This is a genomic window from Borreliella sinica (genome assembly GCF_033969665.2).
Taxonomy (GTDB): domain Bacteria; phylum Spirochaetota; class Spirochaetia; order Borreliales; family Borreliaceae; genus Borreliella; species Borreliella sinica.
The window spans coordinates 203677-227139 of sequence record NZ_CP135180.1; the positions used below are offsets into that span (position 1 = coordinate 203677).

At 29.3% G+C, this 23463-nt stretch carries 22 protein-coding genes; 11 read left to right on the forward strand and 11 right to left on the reverse strand.

The window, feature by feature from the left end; translation table 11 throughout:
- The first annotated feature begins 36 nt into the window (after window positions 1-36).
- A complete protein-coding gene (lysS, locus tag QIA41_RS00945) occupies window positions 37-1614 on the forward strand; it encodes a lysine--tRNA ligase (protein ID WP_320292193.1) in 1578 nt (525 codons plus the stop codon).
- Window positions 1615-1672: 58 nt separating this feature from the next.
- Here the strand turns inward: lysS and gpmA are convergent, their stop codons facing one another.
- Window positions 1673-2419 carry a 2,3-diphosphoglycerate-dependent phosphoglycerate mutase gene (gpmA, locus tag QIA41_RS00950; protein ID WP_320292194.1) on the reverse strand — a complete coding sequence of 249 codons (747 nt, stop codon included), beginning with the start codon at window positions 2417-2419 and terminating at the stop codon, window positions 1673-1675.
- 144 nt (window positions 2420-2563) lie between these two features.
- On the opposite strand from gpmA, the gene rpiA reads away from it, so the two are divergent.
- Window positions 2564-3250 (forward strand): ribose 5-phosphate isomerase A, encoded by a 687-nt coding sequence (gene rpiA / locus QIA41_RS00955; RefSeq protein ID WP_320292195.1) that lies wholly within the window; start codon window positions 2564-2566, stop codon window positions 3248-3250.
- Here the strand turns inward: rpiA and psgB are convergent.
- The gene (gene psgB, locus QIA41_RS00960; RefSeq protein ID WP_320292196.1) at window positions 3237-4373 is read right to left on the reverse strand and encodes a HemN-related non-iron pseudo-SAM protein PsgB; all 1137 of its coding nucleotides are present in this window, start codon (window positions 4371-4373) and stop codon (window positions 3237-3239) included. The genes rpiA and psgB overlap by 14 nt on opposite strands.
- Before the next feature lie 110 nt (window positions 4374-4483).
- On the opposite strand from psgB, the gene QIA41_RS00965 reads away from it, so the two are divergent.
- Complete coding sequence (locus QIA41_RS00965) at window positions 4484-5314, forward strand: DnaJ domain-containing protein (RefSeq protein ID WP_320292197.1); 831 nt, start codon at window positions 4484-4486, stop codon at window positions 5312-5314.
- Here the strand turns inward: QIA41_RS00965 and QIA41_RS00970 are convergent.
- The 6 genes from QIA41_RS00970 to groL form a co-directional block, all read right to left on the reverse strand.
- A complete protein-coding gene (locus QIA41_RS00970; RefSeq protein ID WP_320292198.1) occupies window positions 5311-6453 on the reverse strand; it encodes a hypothetical protein in 1143 nt (380 codons plus the stop codon). The two genes, QIA41_RS00965 and QIA41_RS00970, sit on opposite strands and share 4 nt — an antisense overlap.
- Before the next feature lie 26 nt (window positions 6454-6479).
- Complete coding sequence (gene secF, locus QIA41_RS00975) at window positions 6480-7379, reverse strand: protein translocase subunit SecF (RefSeq protein WP_320292199.1); 900 nt, start codon at window positions 7377-7379, stop codon at window positions 6480-6482.
- Window positions 7363-9123, reverse strand: coding sequence for a protein translocase subunit SecD (gene secD, locus QIA41_RS00980; protein ID WP_320292200.1), 1761 nt, complete (start codon window positions 9121-9123; stop codon window positions 7363-7365). Before secD ends, secF begins: the two co-directional genes overlap by 17 nt.
- Window positions 9124-9188: 65 nt before the next feature.
- Entirely contained in the window at window positions 9189-9524 is a 336-nt protein-coding gene (gene yajC, locus QIA41_RS00985) for a preprotein translocase subunit YajC (protein WP_320292201.1), read from the reverse strand.
- Window positions 9517-9813 (reverse strand): hypothetical protein, encoded by a 297-nt coding sequence (locus QIA41_RS00990; RefSeq protein WP_320292202.1) that lies wholly within the window; start codon window positions 9811-9813, stop codon window positions 9517-9519. Before QIA41_RS00990 ends, yajC begins: the two co-directional genes overlap by 8 nt.
- Before the next feature lie 64 nt (window positions 9814-9877).
- Entirely contained in the window at window positions 9878-11515 is a 1638-nt protein-coding gene (gene groL, locus QIA41_RS00995) for a chaperonin GroEL (RefSeq protein ID WP_320292203.1), read from the reverse strand.
- Window positions 11516-11705: 190 nt separating this feature from the next.
- Between groL and QIA41_RS01000 the strand changes: the two genes are divergently transcribed.
- The 3 genes from QIA41_RS01000 (at window position 11706) to QIA41_RS01010 (ending at window position 15008) form a co-directional block, all read left to right on the forward strand.
- Window positions 11706-13391: a histidine kinase gene (locus QIA41_RS01000; protein ID WP_320292204.1), complete on the forward strand. Its 1686-nt coding sequence runs from the start codon at window positions 11706-11708 to the stop codon at window positions 13389-13391.
- Window positions 13392-13506: 115 nt separating this feature from the next.
- Window positions 13507-14031 carry a transcriptional repressor gene (locus QIA41_RS01005; RefSeq protein ID WP_320292205.1) on the forward strand — a complete coding sequence of 175 codons (525 nt, stop codon included), beginning with the start codon at window positions 13507-13509 and terminating at the stop codon, window positions 14029-14031.
- Window positions 14028-15008, forward strand: coding sequence for an alpha/beta hydrolase (locus tag QIA41_RS01010; RefSeq protein ID WP_320292206.1), 981 nt, complete (start codon window positions 14028-14030; stop codon window positions 15006-15008). Before QIA41_RS01005 ends, QIA41_RS01010 begins: the two co-directional genes overlap by 4 nt.
- A gap of 29 nt (window positions 15009-15037) precedes the next feature.
- On the opposite strand, the gene QIA41_RS01015 is transcribed toward QIA41_RS01010, so the two are convergent.
- Both QIA41_RS01015 and QIA41_RS01020 read right to left on the reverse strand, forming a co-directional pair.
- Window positions 15038-16582 (reverse strand): maltose/glucose-specific PTS transporter subunit IIC, encoded by a 1545-nt coding sequence (locus QIA41_RS01015; RefSeq protein ID WP_320292207.1) that lies wholly within the window; start codon window positions 16580-16582, stop codon window positions 15038-15040.
- A gap of 48 nt (window positions 16583-16630) precedes the next feature.
- Window positions 16631-17329, reverse strand: a complete 699-nt coding sequence (locus QIA41_RS01020; protein ID WP_320292208.1) for an N-acetylmannosamine-6-phosphate 2-epimerase — start codon at window positions 17327-17329, stop codon at window positions 16631-16633.
- 163 nt (window positions 17330-17492) lie between these two features.
- Between QIA41_RS01020 and ylqF the strand changes: the two genes are divergently transcribed.
- From ylqF to QIA41_RS01045, 5 genes are all read left to right on the forward strand, one after another.
- Window positions 17493-18332, forward strand: a complete 840-nt coding sequence (gene ylqF / locus QIA41_RS01025) for a ribosome biogenesis GTPase YlqF (protein WP_320292209.1) — start codon at window positions 17493-17495, stop codon at window positions 18330-18332.
- Between the two features lie 78 nt (window positions 18333-18410).
- Window positions 18411-19454 carry an ABC transporter ATP-binding protein gene (locus QIA41_RS01030; protein WP_320292210.1) on the forward strand — a complete coding sequence of 348 codons (1044 nt, stop codon included), beginning with the start codon at window positions 18411-18413 and terminating at the stop codon, window positions 19452-19454.
- A gap of 5 nt (window positions 19455-19459) precedes the next feature.
- The gene (locus QIA41_RS01035; protein ID WP_320292211.1) at window positions 19460-20263 is read left to right on the forward strand and encodes an ABC transporter permease; all 804 of its coding nucleotides are present in this window, start codon (window positions 19460-19462) and stop codon (window positions 20261-20263) included.
- 3 nt (window positions 20264-20266) lie between these two features.
- Window positions 20267-21058, forward strand: coding sequence for an ABC transporter permease (locus QIA41_RS01040; protein ID WP_320292212.1), 792 nt, complete (start codon window positions 20267-20269; stop codon window positions 21056-21058).
- 18 nt (window positions 21059-21076) lie between these two features.
- Window positions 21077-22123, forward strand: a complete 1047-nt coding sequence (locus QIA41_RS01045; protein WP_320292213.1) for an ABC transporter substrate-binding protein — start codon at window positions 21077-21079, stop codon at window positions 22121-22123.
- On the opposite strand, the gene QIA41_RS01050 is transcribed toward QIA41_RS01045, so the two are convergent.
- Entirely contained in the window at window positions 22112-23455 is a 1344-nt protein-coding gene (locus QIA41_RS01050; protein ID WP_320292786.1) for a Na+/H+ antiporter NhaC family protein, read from the reverse strand. The two genes, QIA41_RS01045 and QIA41_RS01050, sit on opposite strands and share 12 nt — an antisense overlap.
- Between the last annotated feature and the right edge of the window lie 8 nt (window positions 23456-23463).

Sequence of the window (23463 nt, forward strand, 5' to 3'; positions counted from 1 at the left end):
AAAATAAAATGCTAAAATTTGGGTTAGGAATAAAATGTGAAGACGGCGCATTGGGCAGATTTTTATGCAGAAAAAATAAAAAAAGAAAAGGGTCCAAAAGACTTATACACAGTAGCATCTGGGATTACTCCGTCTGGAACTGTGCATATTGGAAATTTTAGAGAAGTTATCTCAGTAGACCTTGTAGCAAGAGCTTTAAAAGAATCCGGATCAAAAGTAAGATTTATTTATTCTTGGGATAATTACGATGTATTTCGAAAAGTTCCTAAAAATATGCCAGAACAAGAGCTTCTTGCAACTTATTTAAGACAAGCAATAACAAGGGTCCCTGACACAAGAAGCCACAAAACAAGCTACGCCAGAGCTAATGAAATCGAATTTGAAAAATATTTGCCTATAGTAGGAATTAATCCTGAATTCATTGACCAAAGTAAACAATATACCAATGGCACTTATGCAAGCCAAATAAAATTTGCACTTAATCATAAAAAAGAGCTGTCCGAAGCATTAAACGAATACAGAACTTCCAAGCTTGAAGAAAGTTGGTATCCAATTAGCATATTTTGCACAAAATGCAATAGAGACACAACAACTGTAAATAACTATGACAATCACTACTCTGTTGAATACTCATGCGAATGTGGAAATCAAGAATCTTTAGACATAAGAAGTACATGGGCCATTAAACTTCCTTGGAGAATAGATTGGCCTATGAGATGGAAATATGAAAAAGTTGACTTTGAGCCTGCAGGAAAAGATCACCACAGCAGTGGGGGCAGTTTTGATACATCTAAAAATATTGTAAAAATTTTTCAGGGCAGCCCTCCTGTAACATTTCAATATGACTTTATTTCAATAAAAGGTCGTGGTGGAAAAATATCCTCCTCATCAGGAGATGTAATATCGCTAAAAGATGTTCTTGAAGTTTATACACCCGAGGTCACAAGATTTTTATTTGCCGCTACAAAACCAAATACTGAATTCTCAATCTCATTTGATCTTGACGTAATTAAAATATACGAAGATTACGACAAATTTGAGAGAATTTATTATGGAGTAGAAGATATAAAAGAAGAAAAAAAAAGATCCTTTAAAAGAATTTATGAACTATCTCAACCATACATGCCAAGCCAAAAAATCCCTTATCAAATCGGATTTAGACATTTAAGCGTAATCTGTCAAATATTCGAAAACGATATAAATAAAATTTTAAATTACTTGAAAAACGTTCAAGACGACCAAAAAGACAAACTAATCAGTAAAATCAAATGCGCAATTAATTGGACAAGGGATTTTGCACCCGAAGATTTCAAATTTTCACTGAGAACTAAGTTTGATAATATAGAAATATTAAAAGAAAATAGCAAAAAAGCGATCAATGAACTACTGAATTTTTTAAAGAAAAATTTTGAAGTCGCTACAGAGCAAGACATTCAAAACGAAATATATAAAATTTCTAGAGAAAATAACATAGAGCCCGCTTTGTTTTTTAAGCACATTTATAAAATTTTAATCGATAAAGAAAAAGGGCCCAAATTAGCCGGATTTATCAAAACAATTGGTATTGATCGATTTGAAAAGATTGCAAGTAAATATCTTCTAACTTTAAAATAGCGTAATAATAAGCCATAATTACATGACTTATTATTAACACTTTAATACCAATAACCTATTATTTTGACTTTCCTTGACTAGCAACAGATTCCATTGCTTTTTTGATCTTATCTTGATCGCCTAAATAGTAATGTTTAATAGGATTTAAATCTTTATCTAATTCGTAAACCAAGGGAATACCTGTAGGAATGTTAAGTTTTAAAACATCTTCTTCGCTTAAATTGTCAAGATATTTAACAAGGGCTCTTAAAGAATTGCCATGGGCAGCAACAACGACTTTTTTGCCCTCAAGAACTTCCTTTGCAATCTCGTCGGTCCAATAAGGAATAACTCTTGCAACAGTATCCCTAAGACACTCTGTTGAGGGAAGTTCCTTTTTGGGAATATATTTATATCTCGGATCTTTTATTGGATGACGATCATCAGACTCATCTAAAGACATTGGGGGTACATCATAACTACGCCTCCAAATCAAAACTTTATCTTCCCCATATTTTGCAGCTGTTTCTGATTTATTTAAACCTTGTAAAGCTCCATAATGTCTCTCATTTAATCTCCAAGTTTTTTTTACATTAATATGGGATTGACCTAGTTCTCTCAAAATAATATTTAAAGTATCATTAGCCCTTGACAATAAAGAACTAAAAGCAATATCAAAAAAATAGCCTTCTTTTTTGAGAAGCAAGCCTGCCTCTACAGCCTCATCAATACCCTTATCAGAAAGTTTAACATCTGTCCAGCCAGTAAAAAGATTTTCCCTGTTCCATTCACTCTCTCCATGCCTTACTAAAACTAATTTATACATAAAATCTCCTAGTATATTATTTTATTCACTATTACTAATTATAAATTAGCAGAAAATCTAGTCAAGATTTCAATCTTAATTAAATAATGATATACTCTTAAGATACATAAGGTTTCAAATTCATTCAAGTAAGGAAAAAAATTTATGGAAAATCAAAAAATTTTAGTAGCAAAATATGCAATTGATCGCTACATAAAAAACAATATGAACCTTGGAATCGGGACAGGAACAACTGTTTATTATGCAATAAAATATTTAAGCGAAAAACTAAAATCGGGCAACTTGAAGAACTTAAAATTCTATACAACAAGTAATGATACAAAATACTTACTCTCAAAAGAACAAATTCCTTATGAATCGAATTTTTCAAAACTTAACAAAAATATAGACATTGCAATCGACGGGGCTGATGAAATTCTATTAGAAAAAAAAAGCTTAATAAAGGGCATGGGGGGAGCACATCTAATGGAGAAAGTAATCGCCTATAATTCAGAAACATTGCTAATAATAGCAGATGAAACAAAAATTGTAAAAAAATTGGGAACAAAAACATCTATTCCTATAGAAGTTGCCCAAAGTGCTGTTGGATTTATTATGACTAGACTTGAAGAAATGAATTTAGATGCAACCTTAAGAATTTGTAACGAAAAAAAGGGACCAATTATAACTGATAACAATAATTATATTTTGGATGTAAAAATGCACATAGAAAATCCAGAAGGAACAGAAAAATACTTTAAACTATTTCCGGGCATACTTGAGATTGGAATATTTAATCACAAAAACACAAAAGTAGTTTACTACCAAAGTAAACAAATCAAGGAAGCCTAAACTTCACCTTAAAGGGATTAGCATTAAAATAGTTTATAATTTTTACTAAGTAAAAATCTAACTTAAATCTTTCACGCCCTTTTAAGAATATAATATTATTATCAAAAATAAACTTTTTACTTAAAGTTGAACAATAACTAATAAATTGAAAAAATTGTTTTTCATTATACTCAAATCTAAGCCTAAGAGATCGCAAATTAACACCCTGAATAGTTCCAAGCCCTTGAATAAAATGATAAATAAAAAACTCTAAATCTTCTAGCAATTCAAACGTTGCTAAGTGATTATTTGCTTTAACAAAACCAATATCCTTTCTGATCAAAGCTTTTGCATTATTATTTTTGTCATTACAAAAAAGTAAGCTTACGGCGTCCACTCCCAATCCCAAATACGGCTTTAATTCCCAATTCAACTTATTATGTTTACTCTCATGGCCTCTTAATACAAAATTAGTAATTTCATAATTAATGTATCCATTGGATTCTAAACACCTTAGGGCACAAAACCAAAGCTTTTCTGAATCAACACCGTTATCAAAATCTTTCAAGCTAAGGTTTTCTTCTTCATATGTAAAATCACTAAAACAGATATGATCAGGAATATATGAGAGTAATTCTTTCAAATCTCGCTTGAGATCAGATTTTTTTTGCAAGGGCATATTAATAGTCATATCAATATTTAAATCAAAAGGAAATTTCCTAATATTATTAATTAAAATATTCATTTTTTCATAAGAAATTTCAGGCATTCCCATAATCTTTCTAAATTTTAAAGAAAAACTTTGAACTACAAGATTGATTCGAGTAATACAAAATTCATACAAAAGTTTGAATTTTGCAAAATCAACATACCCCTCGGGAATAATTTCTAAAGTAAATTCCTCCAATAAAGCTAAATTAATATATTTGGACAAAGAAGTAAAAATAAATTCCAAATCGTCCTGACTACATAAAAGAAAATCTACATGCTTGATATAAAGTGTTTTTATAATTGGACGACCCAAGAAGGTTAAATGATATTTTAACTCCTCTAAAATTCTATTAAAAATGCTAAAATCTTTGCAGCAACATGACACATTGATATAAAGACTTAACTCGGCAAGGGGTAAAAGGTCTACTCTCATAATTGGGTCTTTTAAAAATTTAAATTTAATTATAACATGTATAAATGTATAAATATTAAAATATATTTAAAAAATATAATAAATAAAGGAGATTAGAAGGAGATTTTCTAATGACCAAAGATTACTATAATATACTTGGAATACAAAAAAATGCCAGTAATGAAGAAATTAAAAAAGCTTATAAAAAATTGGCAATAAAATATCATCCGGACAAAAACAAAGGAAACAAAATAGCTGAAGAAAAGTTTAAAGAAATAAATGAAGCTTATGAAATTTTATCTTCTCCTGATAAAAAAAGAAATTACGATACTCTGGGTAGCACTAATTTTAATGTCAACAACGACCATTTTGAAAGAGGATTTAACAGCTCAAGATTTAGTAATTTTGAAGATTTAGATTTTTTTTCTAAAATCTTTAGTGGATCCTCAAGAAAAACAACCGACAAAGAAATAACTGTAAATATTTCACTTTATGATGCTTATATGGGGAGTAAAAAAATAGTACTTATAAACAACAAAAAAATCGAGATAATAATCCCAAAAGGAACATTAGAAACAACTAAAATAAAAATAAACAACAAAGGGCCTATTAATCCAATTTCTGGAATAAAAGGAAACTTAATAGTCAAATTTACTATATCAAGCTATAAAAAATTTAAATTGAATGGAAAAAACCTAGAAACAACACTAGAGGTTTATCCATGGGAAATGGCTTTAGGTTGCGAAAAACTATTTGAAACAATTGAGGGCAAAAAAATAAAACTTAAAATTCCTTCAGATGCAAAAAATGGAGAAATTCTAAACTTAAAAGAACTCGGAATGCCTATAATTGGAAGCAGTGCAAAAGGGGATCTTAAAGTCACCTTGATAGTAAAAATTCCAAAAATAATAAATAATGAAGTAAAAAATATTTATGAAAGATTAAAAGAGATATATGGCTAAAGTGTTTCTGAAAATAAATGATAAAAATTTTTCAAGTTCGCCTCCCAGCCAGACCTATATTCATTAAATTTATTTATCTTAGATTCATATTCTTTGATTCCATCCTCAATATTATCAAAATTTTTAACAATATCCACTGAAAATTGAAAAACATCGCCTTGTCGGGGAGCAAGAGTAAAAAAGGCAAATTTCCAATTTCCAGAATTTATAGTAGATACAATCCTTTTTTGAAAAACATAATCGGAGATTAAAACAAATTTTTGAAACTCCTTCCTTCGTAAATAAATAAGCTCATTCCACTCATTAAAAATAGCATCTGGTAATTCGTTTAAACCGATTTCAATTATATTATTAATAGATAGAAGAATTTGTAAAATTTCCAATAAATTCAAATAATAGCTATCAAAGCATTGAATTGTAATCTCAAGCAAAGCAATTTTTATAAGCAATTTAGAAATGTCCAGACTATGATCTTTCATGATTTTATCAATTCTATCTTTTGTATGATCTATGATAAATTTTTTATGAGTTTCTTTGATATTGTTACTTTTTTTAATTTGCTCTACTTTTTCATAGTAATCATTAATTTCTTTATTAATTACATCTAAATTATTACTATTAGCTTCATTGGAAAAAAAGTCCAACGAATTACTGAGCCGAACTAAAAATTCTTCTTGAATAAAGAATGTAGCAATTCTTATACAAGAAAATGGGGCTTTGCTCTTTTTTTCAAAATTTTCAATTTTTTGCTTAAGATCCACTCTAAAATTTAAATATTTAAGTTTATCTAAAAATTTATTAAAATGGGAAACATCTTCTAATAATTCATTCTCTTGAATGTTTAAAAATTCTGAATGGGGATGATACTTCCTTATCAAATTTTTAATAATAACCAAAGTATCCAAAAAAATAGCTTTATTAGCGTCCCAAGATTTACTTATGCTAGGATTAAAATCTTTATAAATTTTATCTAAAAACACAAGTTTATCTTTAAGCAAATTAGCATCATTAATAAGGCTTGACTGCTCTCGATAAGAATAATAATTTATTAAACTATACCTAAAAATACTAAAATTAAGATATTTTTGAAAATCAAAAAATCTATAAAATCCTAATGAACCAAAATCAAAAAACTTCATGCCACAATATCATCTTATTTAAAAATTTACTTTATCTTTTTATACAGATTTAAAAGTATTGGAGACGCTATGAACACAGAGGAATAAGTTCCAACAATTACCCCCACCATAAATACCAAAGAAAAATCTTTTATAGGCCCCTCGGTAAACACATAAATAGAAAATACTGCAACAAATGTTGTAACTGACGTCAAAACAGTTCTTGATAAAGTTTGACTTATGCTTAGATTTAATATATTCAAAAATGTGTTATCGGTTAATCGTTTAACATTATCTCTAATTCTATCAAAAATGATTATTGTGTCGTTCAAAGAATATCCAATAATGGTTAGTATTGCCACAATAATATAGCTATTAATCTCTATTCTAAATACCCCTAAAAAAGCAACTATAAAAAATATATCATGAAATGTTGTAAGTATGGAAGCAATAGCATAACTTAGTTTGAATCTTAAAGCTACATAAATCAAAATTAGGGTAAATGTTCCTAATACCAAAAATATTGACCTACTTCTCAAAGTAGAAGAAAAACTTGAATCAATAAAATAAGAGTCTAAAACTTCAACATCGGCATCAAATGTTTTTCTAAGTTCATCTATTATTGTTTTTTGAACTTCTGTTTTAAAAGCATAATCAATGATATCTGACTTTACCATAATAGAGAATTCACTTTTATTATTATTTGGTGAAAAAATACTATTAACATCTAAAGCTTTATAAATCGGAGATAATATTCTTTTAATTTCATTTTCTTTGATATCTGATTTTTCTATTGAAAGATTAATACTAACTCTAGAAGAAAAATCTATTCCCCAATTGTATCCACCATGATAAAAAAAAGTATAAATAAGGCCGATCAAGGTCAAAACAACACTAACAATTAAAACATTACTTCCATATTTTGAAAAATTAATTATTCTTTGCATATTTTGAACTCCAAGATATACTTACAAATTTGCTTTTTCTAACAGACATGATAAATTCCAAAATAAATCTTGAAAAAATCAAACTACTAAAAAGAGATGACACAATTCCAACAGAAAGAGACCATGCAAAACCTTGGATAACCCCTGTCCCAAGAAGAGTTAAAAAAAGCACCGCAATAAATGTCGTTATATTTGCATCCATAATAGATAAAAAGGCTTTTTTAAAACCATCTTCAAAGGCTTTTTCAAATTTTCTACCTTCTCTAATCTCTTCTTTAATTCTCTCATAAATAACTATATTTATATCCACAGCCATACCCATTGTCAAAATAAGACCTGCAATACTTGTTAAAGTTAAAGTAAAATTAAAGGCCGACAATATTGCTAAAATTAAAAATACATTATAAATAACAAGTGAAAATCCAGCTACAAAGCCACTCAAACAATAATAAAAGCACATAAACAAAAAAACTAAACAAAGGGCAAGCAAAGAAGCTTTAATGCCAAGATCAATGGTCCTAGCACCAAGAGTTGGTCCTATTATCCTCAAATCATCTATTTTAATCTCAACTGGAAAAGCTGCGGTTTTAAACACTAAAGCAAGATCCAAAGCCTCTTTTTTATCAAAAGAGTCACCTTGAATTGAAACATTGCCACCAGTAATAGCATACCCAATACCCGCCACAGATTTAATTTTACCTTCCATAACAACGGCCAAAGACTTTCCAACATTTTTTTGAGTAAACTTAAAAAATTTTTCACTTCCATCAACATCAAGGTTAAAAGCAACAATATCTCGACCTGTTCTGGGGTCATTAGAGACTCCAGCATCTTTAATGTGCGCACCATCAAATGAATTTTCAGGACTTGCATCAACTACATAATAACGAACTGATGACTCATCATCTACACCATAAGAATCTTTAACATACCAAGGAAAAATTTGCTTATTATCCGGAAGGTTCATATTTGTCTGAATTTCAGAAATAGAAAAAAGAGAACCCGCTTCTAATATATTTTTATGTAAAAGAGATGTTAACTCGTCATCAACCACATAAAAAGTCAAATTGCCTTTTCCGCTCAAAAGAGTACTTACCCTACTTTCATCTCTTTCTCCAGGAATATCTAAGAAAATTTTATTCCCCCCAGCTTCTCTTACAATTTTAGGCTCTGTAAGCCCAAATCTATCTACCCTGTCTTTGAGAATTTGCATTATACGATAAATAGCATCTTCTCTCTCAGCAAAGGTCATAGAACGACCCAATTTTTTTTCAACACTTGAATAATCAAGAGAAATAGTAACACTCATCCCTCCAGACAAATCAAGCCCAAGGTGTATTATTCTACTTTTACTATTTTTTATGTTCTCATAATATCTATAAATCTCTAAGCTTACTTCTCCCATGTCCGAATCGGTCAAAAATCCTTCACGCAAAGATTTGGCAGTAAAAGAATTCGGCGGGGTTTTCATTGAAGACCTATAATTATTTTTTGCTATCGGAATTAAATAAGACAGACTAGGCGGAATACTACTATTGGGATCTTTATTATACAAATCCTTAAGCTGGCTAAGATCATTTAAAGCTTTTTCCTTTGAATAATCCCTTAAAGCCTCTTGCGAATATGAACTTATTCTTTTGTCCTCAGCGCTCATCAAAAAATACCACTTTAAAGTCGGAAATATTAAAAGACACGCAAAAGACGTTACCAACAATATCAATACAAGCTTAGATCCTTTTTTCATTATACAAATCCTTAAAATTTTTAACAAATACCATTATTAGTTACCGGTTTTAATTTTACCTTAAATTATAATACCTTTTTAACTTCATTTTTTTCAGATAAAACTTTATCAATAGAGTTTTTCATAAATACTGCTTCAATATTTGGATTTAATTCCAAAACAACATCCGTATCACCTAGTTTTTTTACAACTCCAAAAATTCCGCCTATTGTTAATACCTTATCGCCTTTTTTTAAATTTTTTATCATTTCTTTTTTATTCTTTTCTTCCTTACGCTGAGGAGATATTACCAAAAACCAAAATATAGCAATAACAGGCACAAAAACTAACAAACTTCGGAAAAAGCTACTATTGCCGCTAAATTCTTGCAATAAAAACACAAAACCCCCTTTACTATACATATATAACTTTTATCTTATTAATATTATCGGGATAAACTACTCCAAACAAAAGCTTAAAGTCGTCTTTTTTGGTATAATTAGAATTACTTATTTTATTATACTCTTCAATTAAATAATTAATAAGAGCGTCATCATTTCTAAAAAGAGCTTTACTAAAGGCACTTCTATAAAGCCCAAGTTCAAAAAGATCCTTAACGCTTTTACCTTTGTTTTCTCTTAAAAGCTGCCTATCTACTATTGCTTTTGAACAATCATAACCTATACAAAAAACAAATTCATCCTCACTCAAAATAATTCCCTTGAATAATAATATTCCACCGGCAAAAACACAAGTTAGCCGGTGAAACTTTAATTTACATCATTCCCATTCCTGGGTCCATAGGATAACCACTGCCACCAGAAGTATTTTTCTCCTCCTTAATATCAGTGATTGCACATTCTGTTGTTAATAAAAGTCCAGCAATTGAAGCAGCGTTTTGAAGAGCACTTCTTGTAACCTTAGCAGGATCAATTATTCCACTCTCAATCATATTTACCCACTTGAAGCTAGAAGCATCAAACCCGAGTCCTTTTTTCTCAGTTTTAATTTGGTGAATATAAATAGATCCTTCAAAACCAGCATTTGAAATAATTTGTCTCATCGGCTCTTCAAGACTTCTTTTTACAATCTCAAAACCTTGCTTTTCCTCATAACTTAATTTGCTTGTATCTATTGTATCCAGATACATGGCAACCTCAATAAGGGTTGATCCACCACCAGGTACAACACCCTCTTCAACAGCAGCACGAGTTGCAGAAAGAGCATCTTCGACTCTATGCTTTTTCTCCTTAAGCTCTACTTCAGTAACAGCTCCAACATTAATAACAGCAACTCCGCCAACAAGCTTTGCAAGGCGCTCTTGAAGTTTTTCTTTATCATATTCAGATGTTGAATCTTCAATTTGTTTTTTAATAAGCTCTGAACGCTCTTTTATTTGTTCTTTATTGCCAGTATTAATAATAGTAGTATTGTCTTTATCAACCTTAATAGTTTTAGCCTGTCCGAGTTGCTCAATCTCAACTGACTCAAGAGTAAGGCCTAGCTCCTCACTGATCAAAACTCCCCCGGTAAGCACTGCAATATCTTCAAGCATAGCTTTTCGTCTATCACCAAAACCAGGCGATTTGATTGCACAAACCTTTAAAGCGCCTCTAACGCTGTTTAAAACAAGAGCAGCTAGAGCATCTCCTTCAATGTCCTCAGCAATAATTAATAAAGGCTTGTTTGTCCCCAAAACCTTCTCAAGAACTGGTAAAAGTTCTTTGATAGAACTAATCTTCTTTTCATATATTAATATGAAAGCATCATCAAAACTAACACTCATATTCTCTTTATTAGTAGAAAAATAAGGAGAAAGATATCCTCTATCAAATTGCATACCCTCAACATAAGAAATCGTAGTATCAAAGGTTTTTGATTCTTCAACTGTTATAACCCCATCTTTTCCAACTTTATCCATTGCCTCAGCAATTTTTTCACCTATATAACTGTCATTATTAGCAGAAATTGAAGCTACTTGTGCAATTTCTTCCTTTGTTGTAATCTTCTTTGCAGACTGACGAATTTTCTCAGCAGCCAAATTCACAGCATGATCTATTCCCTTTTTTATTCCAATAGGATTAATCCCTGAAGATACATTCTTAAGACCTTCTCTTGCAATAGCATAAGCAAGAACAGTCGCAGTTGTTGTTCCATCGCCAGCAACATCATTTGTTTTAATAGCAACTTCCTTTAAAAGCTGCGCTCCCATGTTTTCAAACGGATTTTCAAGCTCAATCTCACGAGCAACGCTAACTCCATCCTTTGTAACTGTTGGAGAACCGAACTTTTTATCAATAAGAACATTTCTCCCCTTTGGCCCAAGAGTTACTTTTACAGCATTGGATAATTTTTCAACGCCACTAAGTAAGCTTTTTCTAGCATCTTCATTAAAATATATGTCTTTAGCCATAAAAATTTTACCCCTTTTTATACATAAAATAATTTATATTTAACAATATAAGATTAACATAAACTTAATACATTCGCTATAGCGTATTGATTTCATATATCAAAAAATACAAAATATACAAAACCACCACAAATTTTTATTATATAATATAAATGTTGACTAATCTTTATATCATAAAGACAAAAAATTTATGTTTAGAAAACTAAAAAAAGCAAAAACTTATATTATTATTATTTCAATAACTAAATTTTCAGAAGATAACCTGTTATCAATAATATCAAACATAAAATATTTAATTGAACACAAGCAGCTGGCTTACAAAATACATTGGACATTTCCAATATACTTTTTTGAAATTCTAAGAGAACATGAAGAATTAAATAAATGGCTATTTGAAAGATTTAAAACAAATAAAGATATATATATTCCTGGGACTTATAGCGGAAGTCCTCATGAATACATGCTGCACGATGAAATACATTTAGATTTATATTGGGCACTAAAAAATCCATTTAAAAGTGGATATAAAGACATATTTCAAAATACCCCTATTATGCTTTATATATACAACATAGAAAAGTTTAGGAAAAAAGTGACCGAGCTTTACAGAAAACTTAATTTCAATTATACAGAAGGAACAAGACAGAGTAAAAACAATAAAACTTACTTAATTTTTTATAAAAATAACTGTCAATATTTATATGAGGTCCAAAAAATAGATGCTCCAGCAAGCAATGTAGAAACTCTTATTTATTTTTATGAAATCAAAGAAACTTATGAGAATCAAGAATTAAAAAATTTTTTACTTTACTTAAAATCCTTGGAAAATAACTTACATAGTATAAAAATACAAAATTTAGAAGGTTCTAAGCTGACTACCGAACTATTAGAAATTCCAAAATTCAACTCCCTTAAAGAGCAAGAGCCAATAATAAATTTTCAAAACAAAAGATTAAAAGATTACCAAATTAATGAAAAAAGCCTAAGAGAATTTTTAATAAATAAACAGCAAGAAGAAATTGTCAAAAATTCAGAATCAATTATGTCTAAGAATTTGGAATACAATATGGAAGGAAACTTCACACTATCTCACGATCAATATAATATCAAATTCGAAAATGGAAAATTAAATAAAATAAAATTTAAAGATAAAAAAGTTGAATTTCTAAACACATCTAGAACCTACTTTAAAATTTCATCTAAAAAAGAATTAATAAGAGAAGCATCTATTGAAAGTTCATTTTCTTTCTCAAATGAAAAAATTTTGGGAATAAAGCAATATTTAGCTTTTAACTCTGGTAAAAAATCAACAATTGATTATTTTATAGATGAGACTATCTCTAGCTTCTTTGTATCTATTAAAATAAAATGGCCTTCTAAAGTTAACCTAGATAAAAAAATATTAAAAAAATGCAATCCTGATTATCTTCTTGAATATTCAGCCCTTGAAATACCTGTTTTTGAAATTGCAAAAGGCACTAATTTAAAAATAACAGCAAAATACAGTGATCTTGATACTTATGAAAAAATAATAATAACTAAAAACAATTCCAAAGGCTACATTAACGGTACAGAATTTTTGATATCTAAAGGAAATGATAAAAATAGCAATTTTTTTATAAGCTTTTTAAATGTTGAAAAACAAATCATTCATACAATTAATTATAAAATTGAAAAAATAAATTCTAAAAAATGGTTAATTTTAAACATAGGGGGTTCTTACAACACAGTCAAGATCCAAGATGTAATAAATTATTCTCAAACACTAAATTTGATGATACTACCATTAAATAATAATTTTGATAACAAAATAAAACTGAATTCAAAAATAAAAAATTTAATTTTTTATACTAGTATAAAAAAATACGAAATATAAAAAAATATTAAAATAAATAAATAATAAGTAGTAAAATATAATTAACTGGGTATAAAATTATCCTAAGAAAAAATAAAAAGTATTTAATCTTTAATTTAAACAAAAAAGGTATAATATGAATGATAACATAATGGACGTCCACTCCGCATTGGAAAAAGTCGGTATTACAAATGATCCTATTTTATTAAAAAATTTAACATCGGAATTGGGGATGAAAGCATCCCATTCGAGAAACAGAATCATTCTCTATATAGCATCAAACCCAAGAGAATACTTTACAGCAAAAGAAGTTTATAACAAGCTTATAAAAGAAATTCCAAGCCTATCAAAAGCAACAGTATATAACACATTAAACATTCTAAAAGAAAGAAATATACTAAAAGATATAAAAACTACTGATCAAAAAGAAACAAAATTTTATCTAAGCTTGGCTTCCACAATAGCTCACTTTAAATGTAATAAGTGCAATCAAGTTCATCCCATTCAACTTGACGATATTAAAGATATTTTGAAAGACAAACTTGGAGAAAACTGGGAAACAAAATCTATTGAAATAATCTACTCAGGGCATTGCAACAATTGCTACAAAAAAGATGCCCACAATAACAATGTATTAGCTAGCAAGGAAATCACTGTATGAACATCAAGAATATCATTTTTATAATTATATTCTTGCTACTATTAATACTAGTTAGTCCAAGGATAAAATTTAAAAATGAATTTTCAAAAAAACCAATTCCCAAAAATATCAAAGAAATTGACAATTATCTATTAAAAGAAGAATTACATTTTAATTTAGAAAAAAATACACAAAAGGAAATTATCTGGTATAAAGAAGCACAAAAAACAAAATATTCTGTGGTATATATTCATGGATTTGGAGCATCAAAAAATGAAATTTATCCGGTTCCAAATAATATTGCAAAAGCTCTTAATGCAAATATCTTTTTTACAAGGTTGAAAGGACACGGAATTAACAATAAAAATGCATTTCGGGGAATAACTACCCAAGATTGGCTAAGAGACATTGATGAGGCTATTAAAATTGGCAAACTGATAGGTGATAAATTAATATTAATTGGCACCTCTAATGGGGGTGCTGCCTGCATCTGGGCTTTAGCAAACTATCCGGACGAAATAAACTCAGCAGCATTAATTTCTCCTAATTTGTTTCCTTATGACAAGAGAACAAATATGGTTTACTATCCTTGGGGAAAGCAAATTGCATATCTTATAACAGGTGGTTACAATAAATTCGAAACAAAAGAAGGTAAGAGAAAAGAACACAAAACTATAAAAAGCCACTCTTCAAAAGTACAACACGTAGACGCAATTATTGCAATGATGGGCCTTGTAAAATTATTAAATTCATACAATTTTAATGAAATCAAAACACCTTTAATAATAACCCATACACCTAATGATCATACAGTAGACCCAATAAAAATAAACGAATTCATAAAAAATTATGGGGGTGAAAAAAAAGATATTCCCATTATACTTCTTGAAAATTCACACGCGCACGTACCCATTGGAAATCAAAGCTACAAAAGCGCTCAAAACACATCTTACTTCACAAAGTATACAGTTGATTTCATAAACAAGACAAATAAATAATAGCCCTAAGGCTATTATTTATTAAAAAATTAATCATCTAGTAATTCTTCTATTTCATTCTTAAGAACGTTAACGCCTGGCCCGTAAACCACCTGAACTCCATTACCCTTAATAATCACTCCTTTAGAACCAGTTTTTTTCAAAATTTTTTCAGAAACTTTAAGAGCATCTTTTACTGTAACTCTCAACCTAGTAGCACAACAATCAAGTTCAACAATATTTGAAGCACCACCAAGACCAACAATAACCTTAGGAGCATAATTTTCTTCAAATTCACCACTCTTAAAATTTAGAGAATCTTCAGAGCTTAAGTTTTGCGTTCTACCAGGGGTTTTAAAATCAAACTTATTTATTAAAAATACAAAAGTAAAGTAATAAAGGAAAAACCAAACAATGCCCACAACCGGCACCAAAAGCCAATTGGTTCTTGAATTTCCCTGTAAAATACCAAAAAGAATAAAATCAATAAACCCTCCGGAAAACGTTTGCCCTATTGTAATTTGAAGAATATGTGACAACATAAAAGCAAATCCATCAAATGTAGCATGAACAACATAAAGAATGGGAGCCACAAAAAGAAAAGAAAATTCAAGGGGTTCTGTTATACCCGTTAAAAATGATGTTAAAGCTGAAGACATTAAAAGGCCAAAAATTTTTGCTCTCTCGTCGCGCTTTGCAGTGTAATATAGTGCAAGTGCAGCTCCGGGCAAACCAAACATCATGGTAATAAATCGTCCACTCATAAAACGACTAGTCCCAATGAAAAATCTACTTGTACCTTGAGTAGCAAGTTCTGCAAAGAAAATATTCTGAGTCCCTTCAATCAACTTTCCATCAATAACAACGGATCCCCCAAGACCTGTTGTCCAAAATGGTAAATAAAATATATGATGAAGTCCAAAAGGTCCAAGCATTCTTAAAAAAATTCCATAAATAAGCGTTCCAATATAACCGGTTGAATCTACCAAGCTCCCCACTTTATTAATTCCATTTTGTACAAATGGCCAAAAAATAAACATAATTACGGCAAGAAAAATACTAGAGAAAGAAACAACGATTGGTACAAATCTAGATCCCGAAAAAAATCCAATAACTTTGGGTAAATTTATCTTGTTGAATCTGGCATGAAGATAATAGGTCAAAATACCAACCACAACACCACCAAAAACCCCTGTTTCTAAAGTCTTGATTCCAAGAATTGAACCCACAGCACCACTGGAGAAAGACTCTGCACTACCTGACACATCAATTAAAACCCCAATAGTAGCATTCATTACAAGGTAGCCAATAAATGCCGCAATCCCAGATGTACCTTTATCTGACTTGGCAAGTCCAACAGCAACCCCAATAGAAAATATTGGCGCTAAATTTGAAAAAATAATAGAACCTGCTGCACTCATTATCTTAAAAACTGATTGCAAAAGATATATATCTAAAAAAGAATACGTCTTAACGGTTTCTGGATTAGAAAGAGAACCTCCAATTCCTAAAAGCAGCCCTGCTGCTGGTAAAATAGCAATGGGAAGCATAAACGAACGTCCAAATTTTTGAGCTTGTTCAAAAGCCTTTATCATAAAAAACCTCCTAAAATAAACAATAAATTAACTCTATAATGTTTAAAATTATCTTTTAACCTGATTTATTTTCTCTACAAATCTTTTAGTAATCTCAACGGGTCTTGTAATAGCTCCTCCCACAACTATTAAATCAACCCCCATTTCAAAACATTTTTGAGCCTTTAAAGGGGTATCTATTTTTCCTTCTACTATTAAAGTAGCTTTTAAATTAGAATTAATCAAAGTTTTTAAAAAATTAAAATCATTGTCTGCAATATCAAAACCATTGGTACTTTTTGTATAGCCATACAAAGTTGTCCCAATAAAATCAAAACCCAATTTATCAGCATTAATAGCCTCATCTAAAGAAGAAATATCTGCCATCAAACACTGCTTTGGATATTTCTTTTTAATATTTTTAAAAAAATCATCAAGCATTACACCATCAGGTCTATTTCTAAAAGTGGCATCAAGGGCAATTATATCTATCCCTTCATCGTAAAGCTCATCAATCTCCTTCATGGTGGGAGTAATAAACACATCGCAATTATTATATTCTTTTTTAATAATGCCTATTATTGGTAAATCAACTTCCAACTTAATCTGACTAATATCATCAACTCCATTGGCTCTTATTCCAACAGCTCCACCTATTTTAGCTGCTAAAGCCATCTTAGACATAATAAAACTGCTATGTAAAGGTTCGTTTTCAAGAGCCTGACAAGATACTATCAATCCTCTTTTAATTTTTGTAGTAATAATCAAACCTCCTATAAAATTTATTTGTTTTAAAAAATACAAAAACTCAAATACAGATTATATTTTTTTTTAAAAAAAAACAATTCTTTTAAAGAAAATTAACATACACTAGCAATACAAAAAACAAAAATAATTCATTATTCAACACACATAAAGCTATAATTTAAGAATGATAAATAAAATTAACTGGTTTCCCGGTCACATGAAAAGAGCTTTGGATCTAATAAAGAATAATTTACAAAAAACTAATATTGTATTAGAAATACTTGATGCCAGAGCTCCATTTAGTAGCAAAAATCCATTAACTGAAAAAATTATTAAAAATAAAACCAAAATAATTCTTTTACACAAATCCGACATTGCTCAAATAACTGAAATTATAAAATGGAAAAAATATTTTGAAAATCTTGGCAATACCGTAATAATAAGCAATATTTACAAAAAAGGCATGCGCAAGCAAATAATTGATAATATTAAAAAATTAGTCATTGTTAAAAAGATAAAAAACTATAAAGAAAAAATAAAGGTTTTGATTATTGGGGTCCCAAATGTTGGAAAATCCTCAATAATAAATCTATTATCCGGTAGAAAAAGTGCAAAAGTTGCCAACAAGCCTGGATATACTAAGAATATACAAATAATAAAAATAAATGAAGAAATCAATCTTTTTGATATGCCAGGAATTTTATGGCACAATCTAGTAGACCAATCGATTGCAAAAAAACTTGCAATATTGGATATGATCAAAAATGAAATAGTAGACAATATAGACCTTGCACTATATTTACTTGAAATAATGGACCAAAATAACAAAAATATTTTACTAAAAAAATACGAAATATATCATACAAATACGCTTGACATTCTACAAAATTTCGCAAAAGCAAGAAAAATAGTTCACAAAAAAAATGAACTTAACCTTGAGAAAGCATCAAAAATATTAATTAAAGAATTCAGAGAAGGTAAATTTGGAAAAGTAATCCTTGACAAGAACTATAATGCCTTTTAAAAAAGGCATTTACATAAATAATAATATTAAGTATAATCTTGATTTGTATTAATACCGCCATAAGGAGGTTGGAATTAGTTGGATAATTGCATCCTAGAGATTAAAAATTTAAGTCATTATTATGATAACAATGAAAATAAAACTTTAGACAACATAAATTTAAAGATCAAAAAAAATGAGTTTATTACACTATTAGGTCCGTCTGGATGTGGAAAGACAACATTAATAAAAATATTGGGTGGTTTTTTAAGTCAAAAAAATGGAGAAATTTACTTCTTTTCTGAGGAAATATCTAAAACCAGCCCAAATAAAAGAGAAATTAATACTGTATTTCAAAATTATGCACTTTTCCCACATATGAATGTTTTTGATAATATTTCGTTTGGACTTAGAATGAAAAAAACACCAAAAGATACAATAAAGGAAAAAGTAAAAACGTCTCTTTCATTGATAGGAATGCCAAAATATGCATACAGAAATATTAACGAACTATCAGGGGGGCAAAGACAAAGAGTTGCAATAGCAAGGGCAATAGTAATGGAACCTAAGCTTCTATTACTAGATGAACCACTTTCTGCTCTTGATTTAAAAATGCGACAAGAAATGCAAAGAGAATTAAAAAAAATACAACGCCAACTTGGAATCACATTTATATATGTTACTCATGATCAAGAAGAAGCATTGACAATGAGTGACAGAATTGTTGTAATGAATGAAGGAATAATTTTGCAAGTAGGAACACCTGAGGAAATTTACAATGAGCCTAAAACAAAATTCGTAGCCGATTTTATTGGAGAAAGTAATATTTTTGATGGAACATACAAAAAGGAGCTGGTCGTAAGTTTGCTAGGCCATGAATTTGAGTGCCTTGACAAAGGATTTGAAGCTGAAGAAGCAGTTGACCTTGTAATACGACCAGAAGATATAAAATTGCTTCCAAAAGGAAAAGGACATCTAAGCGGAACTATAATATCTGCAATTTTTCAAGGAGTTCATTACGAAATGACTCTAGAAATTCAAAAAACAAATTGGATAGTTCAAAGCACAAGACTTACAAAAGTTGGAGAAGAGGTTGACATATTTTTAGAACCTGATGATATTCATGTTATGCATAAGGAATAATGATTATGAAAAAATTGATATTAATCATGTACTCCATATTCCTATTAACATTTAGTATTCTTCCTTTACTAATAATTATATTGTTGGGATTTTTAAATGAAAACCATGAATTTACAATCTATAATTTTATCGGGCTTTTAACACCAAGTTATCTTAGTATCTTTTCAAGAAGTTTAAAACTAGCGACAATAGCAACAATTTTTTGCATTTTAATAGGCTATCCTGCCGCCTGGCTAATTTCATTATCAAAAAAAAGTGCTCAAAACAAATTAATAATAATGATAATACTTCCCATGTGGATAAATACATTGCTTAGAACTTATGCCTGGATGAGAATACTTGGAAAAAACGGCTTCATCAACAACTTATTAGAAAAGATCGGAATTGGAAATTTGGACCTTCTTTACAATGAACAAGCTGTCACAATGGGCATGGTATATAACTTTTTGCCTTTTATGATCTTGCCAATATATACAGGATTTTTAAAAATCAAATCAGAATATATTGAAGCAGCACAAGACCTTGGAGCAAGAATGTGGCAAACATTAATTTATATAAAAATACCTTTAACGCTCTCTTACCTGGCAACAGGAATAATTATGGTATTTATTCCTTCAATCACAGTATTTGTCATTTCAGATTTGTTAGGTGGTTCTAAACAAATTTTGATAGGAAATCTAATAAGCAAACAGTTTCTTTTCATGGAAGACTGGAATACTGGAGCTGCAATTTCATTTATTTTAATGTTAGTAATATTACTTTTTAATTTAATGATAATAAAATTAATGCGAAAAAATAATGGGGAATAAAATATGTTTAGAGCTTTTAAAAACATTTTCTTATTTCTAATACTCAGTTTTATTTACCTCCCAATAATAATCTTAATAATTTATTCCTTTAATTCCGGTGATAGCGGATTTATATGGCAAGGGTTTAGCCTAAAATGGTATAAAGAAATTTTTGCCTCAAGTCAAATCAAATCGGCAATACTTAACACCATTTTAATAGCTACAATCTCATCTTTAACCTCTGTTATTATTGGAATTATTGGTGCTTATGCAATCTATAAAACAAAAAATAAAAAATTAAAAACAATATTATTATCAGCAAACAAAATAACAATAATTAATCCTGACATTGTAACAGGAATAAGCTTAATGACATTTTATTCTGCAATAAAAATGCAATTGGGATTTTCTACAATGCTAATATCACATATAGTTTTTTCAACTCCATACGTAGTAATAATAATTTTGCCCAAATTGTATTCTCTTCCCAATAATATTATTGATGCCGCCAAAGATCTTGGGGCCTCAGAAGTTCAGATATTCTTCAATATAATTTATCCAGAAATAGTTGGAAGCATAGCGACTGGCGCTCTTATTGCCTTCACATTATCAATAGATGATTTTTTAATATCATTTTTCACCACTGGGCAAGGATTTAATAATTTAGCTATTCTAATAAACTCTCTAACAAAAAGGGGCATTAAACCCGTAATAAATGCTATTTCTGCTATATTGTTTTTTGCGATATTGAGTCTTTTGTTTATTATCAATAAATTTATAGGAATTAAAAAATTAACAACAGATGCTGAGCTTTAAAACCAAAAAGGGGTACTTATGAAAAAAATTTTTATATTAATAGCAATTCTTACAACTTTCGCTTGCGCTAAAAAAGATATAGTAACTTTAAACATATTTAATTGGGCAGAATATATTGATGAGAGCTTATTGGATCAATTTGAAAAAGAAAATAATGTAAAAATTAATTATGAAATCTTTCATAACAATGAAGAAATGATAGCCAAGTTTAACACTACAAAAAACTACTACGATATAATAGTTCCATCAGAATATTTAATCCAAGAATTAATCGATGAAGGCAAAATAACAAAATTAGATTACTCAAAATTACCAAATGTAACAAAAAATATTTCTCAAAATCTCACAAACCTAGAGCATGATCCTGGCAATCTTTATTCAGTACCGGCTTACTGGGGACTAATGGGAATACTTTACAATAAAACCAAAATAGACTTAAACGACATGCAAGGGTTTGATATACTATTTAATCAAAAATATAAAAAAGAAATTACAATGCTAGATTCTCCTAAAGACAATATTGGAGTTGCCCTAAAAAAACTTGGATACTCAATAAATGAGCAAAATACAGATAAAATCAAAGAAGCTGGGGAACTTTTAAAAATTCAAAATCCACTATTAATTGGATATTTCTCAGATGTGCCTGCAAAATCATTAATGCTAAATGGAGAAGCATCTATCCAGCTTACATGGAGTGGTGAAGCACAAAGCGCTATGCTAAAAGATAAAAACTTAGATTTCTATGCACCAGAAAACACTAATTTATGGATAGACGCGTTTGTAATTCCTATTGATGCTCCAAATAAAAACTTGGCTTACGAATTTATAAACTTTCTATACGAAAATGAACCATCTTACAAAAATTTCAAAGAAACTAGATATAATTCTCCAAATAAAAACATAATAACAAGAATAGAAGAAGAATCAAAAAATAATCCCGAAATGAAATTATATTTAGACGAAAAATTTCTACCAAAAGATTTTTCCAAATTTGAAATTTTTAAAAAAATACCTAAAAATATAAAAGAGGAAATGCTCAAAATATATTTAAATCTATCTTCTTAAATATTTATTAAATATTAATCTTATATCAAGTCCAATTATAGATAAAGCAATCAATAAGAGTAAAAATCCTTGATAAATTAAAAATGGAAAAAAATCAAAAGGAGAAAGCTTGCCTTTTGTAAAATCTACAAGGGCTATAACATGCATACTATGGGGCAAAATACTTAAAAAAAAGCATGAAGACATACAAAGTAAAGCTGCAATACGTTTTGAGTTTAAGTTATTCTTTTTGGTTATTGATTTTACAACAGAACCGCTCATTAAAATAGCAAGTCCATTATTTGCAAGAAACACAGTCAAAATGCCAACTAGAAACACAATTACAAATTCTGAGGTTCTTTTAGACTTTGACATTTTTTGCAATTTTAACAGTAACCAATCAAACCCTCCATACTTAATTGCCATATAAGAAATTCCACCTGTAAAAACAACAAGAATAAACATTTCTCCTAAGCCTAAAAATCCTTCATTGATTTTTTTAGCCAAAGATAAAAAAGTAATATCTGAGTAATAAATTCCAATAGCACTAGCAACAAAAATACCTAAAAACAATGCCAAAAATACATTAAATCCTGAAATTGCAACAACCATAACAAAAATATATGGAACGATTTTAAAAAAATTTACATCAATAGCCTCAATAATATAACCATTAGACTTGCTATAATAAGAACCTAAAAATGCAAAAACAATGCCTGCTAAAATTGCTGCTGGAAACGTATAAAAAGCTCCGTTTTTAAAAACGTCAACAACATTAACCTTTTGAGTATGACTTGAAATAATAGGAGTATCTGATATTAAAGACATATTGTCTCCAAATGCACCAGCACTAAGAATAGCACCAGCAACCAATGGGAGAGAAATGTTTACCTTATCTGCAAGTTCCAAAGCAATAGGAGCAACAGCAACAACAGTTCCCATAAAACTTCCAGTAGAAAAAGACAAAAAAAGGGTAATTAAAAAAATGCCACATACTAACAAATTTAATGGAACATATTTAAGACCAATATTTACTACAGCTTCAACGCTTCCTATTTCTTTGCAAACAGCAGAAAAAGCACCAGATAACATAAATATTAAAGATATAAAAATAACATCCTGTTGAGCACAACCTTCAATAAATTTATTCATTTTTGCCAAAAAAGATCCTCTAAAAAAAATAAATGATAAAACAATAGCAATAAACATGGCAAATATAGGTGGCATTTGATAAAATGCCCTTTCTACACCATTAAAATAAAGAACAAGTCCTGTGCCAATATAAATCCCTATAAAAAGAAAAAAAGGTGTAAGTCCCCAAAAATTTGGAACTATATCGGTCTCTCTTTTCAATTTCAAGC